A 3,055-nucleotide genomic window follows, 5' to 3' on the forward strand; every position below is an offset into this window, starting at 1 on the left:
GGTCGAAGCCGCTGACCTGTCGGATGACGACGAAGACGGCGACGATGAAGAAGGCGAAGATGAGGACGAAGACGACGCCGAGGACAGCGTGAAGGCTGAAGGCGACGACGAAAAGTCCGAAGAAGAAGCTGAAGACGGCGAGTCCGAAGAGGACGACGACAAGGAAGAAGCAGCCTGATTTTTTCAGCTGCCGGTTCTATCGATGGCAGGGCGGCGCTGACGCGCCGCCCTTTTCTGTCAGTCGTCCCGGATGCTAACCCGGTCAGTTCTCAAGAATGCTGACGCGCACGCTGTTTTCGTAGACGTCGACCTGGATCAGCGGTTCGCCATTGACGATGGCGCGCTTGGTCGAGGAACTCATCGCGCCGCCGCGCTCCAGCATGCGTTGCAGATCGGCGCGCTGGTCGTTGGTCCTGAACCAGCCATCGCCCTCATCGTCGCTGTCGCGGCGGTGGAATTTGTGCCAGTTGGCGCGGTCCTGCCTCACCATTTGCGCGGCGTTGTCCAGCGCATAGCCGTCACTCGCCTGATGATCGCGATCGGAAATGCGCGCGACATAGGATCCCAGCATATCGTCGGCATGAGCCGCGACGACGCCAAGCAGTGACGCCAGCAGAAGGCCTGCCGCGGTTACGATTCCAGATTTTCTCATGATTACCCCCCTTTACCCCTAGCGATAATATCCGGTCTGCCAGGGCCGCTTGCCGAACTCAGGCGATGGCGTCCCGCGGCTGACATAAACTGAAACGGCGTTTGCCTGGCAATGGTGCGCCGAGCGCCAGACCGCCGTCAAGTCACGCCATCAATGTCAGGCTGTCTTTGAGCCGGGGCTACTTGGTGTAGCCGTTGGGAGGCATGCGCTGACCTGCTGCCGGCGCCGGGGCGCTCGGCGGGGCGGGTTGGTTCTCGGCGTTTCCCGAGGGGGCTGCGGAGGCGGTGGCCGTTGCCGGCGCAGTGCCTGCCGCCGGAGCAGCGCCTGCCGCCGGCGCGGTGCCTGTGGTCGGCGCGGCACCTGTCGCTGGCGCGGCGGTTGGCGCCGGTGCTGGGAAGTCGGGACCGGTAACGCCGCCACGAATGACCATCGGGCCTGGCTGGAAGCCATGCCTGGCCTCTGGCTTGTTCGGTATGGCCGCCACCTTTTCATAGGTGACGTCGGGCTCTGCTGCGCCAAGTGCCAGCACCGACGGCGCATGCTTGGTTTTCGCTGCTTCGGCGGTTTTAGGCTGGTCGGGGATACCGACCCTGACAATCGACGGTGTCGAGGACGGCGCACTGGGAAAAACCAGCGACGATGCCTGGGCCCCACCGCTCGCCGCAGCCAGAACGATCCCCATCAGTATGCGCACGGACACTGATATAGCTCCCCTTTTGCCCAGAAGCTGCTCAATAGCAGGCCGTGATTGACGTGGGCTTTCGTCGAAACGTAGCATTTTAGGAATTGATAAATCACCAATGCCCTGTGTTGCCACAGTCGCCTTGCCCAACAGCCGGCTTGCCCAACGGCCGCCATCGTACTACGCACCCCGGCATCTGTGAGGTGACGAGAGTGGCTGAAATACTTGCCGTCGGCGAGGCGCTGGAGCGGGCGCTGGCGCTGCTCAGGGGTGGCGATGTCGTCGCCATCCCGACGGAAACCGTCTACGGGCTTGCCGGCGACGCCACCAACGGCATCGGTGTGGCGCGCATCTTTGAAGCCAAGGGGCGGCCGCGCTTCAACCCGCTGATCGCCCATGTCGCCGACATGGCGATGGCCGAGCGCCTCGCGCTGTTCGATCCGCTGTCGAAGAAACTGGCGCTGGCATTCTGGCCCGGTCCGCTGACGCTGGTGCTGCCGCAACGGCCCGGCAACAGCATCCATCCGCTGGTCACGGCCGGGCTCGATACGATTGCCTTGCGCATGCCGAGGGGCTTTGGCGGTGACCTGATCGCCAGGCTCGGCCGCCCGCTTGCAGCACCCAGCGCCAATTCATCCGGCAAGATCAGTGCAACGACCGCGCAAGCGGTGGCGGCCGATCTCGGTGCGCGGATCAAGCTGGTGGTCGATGGCGGCGCGACCCCCGTCGGGCTGGAGTCGACCATCGTCAAGGCCGAGGGGGACAGAATGCGGCTGCTGAGGCCCGGCGGCATTGCCGCCGAGGAGATCGAGGCGGCCATCGGCATGGAATTGTTGCGCGGCGGTGCAGCCGGCGTCGAGGCGCCCGGCATGCTTGCCTCGCACTATGCGCCGGGCGCCGCGATGCGGCTCAACGCCGGGACGATCGGCGAGGGCGAGGCCCTGCTCGGCTTCGGCGGCCAGCGGGCGGAAGGCTGGCGCCGCGCCGCTGCTTTTCTCAATTTATCCGAGACCGGGGACCTGCGCGAAGCGGCGAGCAATCTGTTCGCCTACATGCAGGAACTCGACCGCAGCGGTGCGCCGACCATCGCCGTCGAGCCGGTTCCTTTTGATGGTCTCGGAGAGGCGATCAACGATCGCCTCTCGCGTGCCGCCGCCCCTCGTGACATCAGCCCGCAACATAGTTTTCCCCCATGACCGAAATTTCAGACAAACTCGACCCTGCTCTCATCGATCGCTTCGCGGCGATCGTCGGCGACAAATATGCACTGCGCGACGAGCAGGACATCGCGCCTTACCTCATTGAGCGGCGTGGGCTCTGGCATGGCGCGACATCGCTGGTGCTGCGGCCGGGCAGCGTCGACGAGGTCAGCCGGATCATGCGGCTGGCGACCGAGACGGGAACGCCGATCGTGCCGCAAAGCGGTAACACCGGGCTGGTCGGCGCCCAAGTGCCAGACACCTCCGGGCGCGAGATCATCCTGTCGCTGTCGCGGCTCAACCGCATTCGCGAGATCGATGTCCTGTCCAACACGGTGACGGCCGAGGCCGGTGTCATCCTGCAGACGCTGCAGGAGGCGGCGGACGCCGCCGACCGGCTGTTTCCGCTGTCGCTGGCCGCGCAAGGCTCCTGCCAGATCGGCGGCAACCTGTCGTCCAATGCCGGCGGCACCGGCGTGCTTGCCTACGGCAATGCGCGCGAACTCTGCCTCGGTGTCGAGG

At 65.3% G+C, this 3,055-nt stretch carries 4 protein-coding genes; 2 read left to right on the plus strand and 2 right to left on the minus strand.

Translation table 11 applies throughout. The features are described from left to right. Window positions 1-262: 262 nt before the first annotated feature. Complete coding sequence (locus EN993_RS33825) at window positions 263-652, minus strand: hypothetical protein (RefSeq protein ID WP_109662176.1); 390 nt, start codon at window positions 650-652, stop codon at window positions 263-265. A 178-nt stretch (window positions 653-830) separates the two neighbouring features. Next, window positions 831-1,352, minus strand: coding sequence for a hypothetical protein (locus tag EN993_RS37490; protein ID WP_127266053.1), 522 nt, complete (start codon window positions 1,350-1,352; stop codon window positions 831-833). Window positions 1,353-1,546: 194 nt separating this feature from the next. Here EN993_RS37490 and EN993_RS33835 point away from each other — a divergent pair, with 194 nt between their 5' ends. Further along, window positions 1,547-2,530, plus strand: coding sequence for an L-threonylcarbamoyladenylate synthase (locus tag EN993_RS33835; protein WP_127266054.1), 984 nt, complete (start codon window positions 1,547-1,549; stop codon window positions 2,528-2,530). Continuing rightward, on the plus strand, window positions 2,527-3,055 hold a 529-nt coding region (locus tag EN993_RS33840), incomplete at its 3' end, for an FAD-binding oxidoreductase (protein WP_164757991.1). The genes EN993_RS33835 and EN993_RS33840, both read left to right, overlap by 4 nt.

The organism is Mesorhizobium sp. M7D.F.Ca.US.004.01.2.1 (assembly GCF_003997785.1).
Lineage (GTDB): Bacteria > Pseudomonadota > Alphaproteobacteria > Rhizobiales > Rhizobiaceae > Mesorhizobium > Mesorhizobium loti.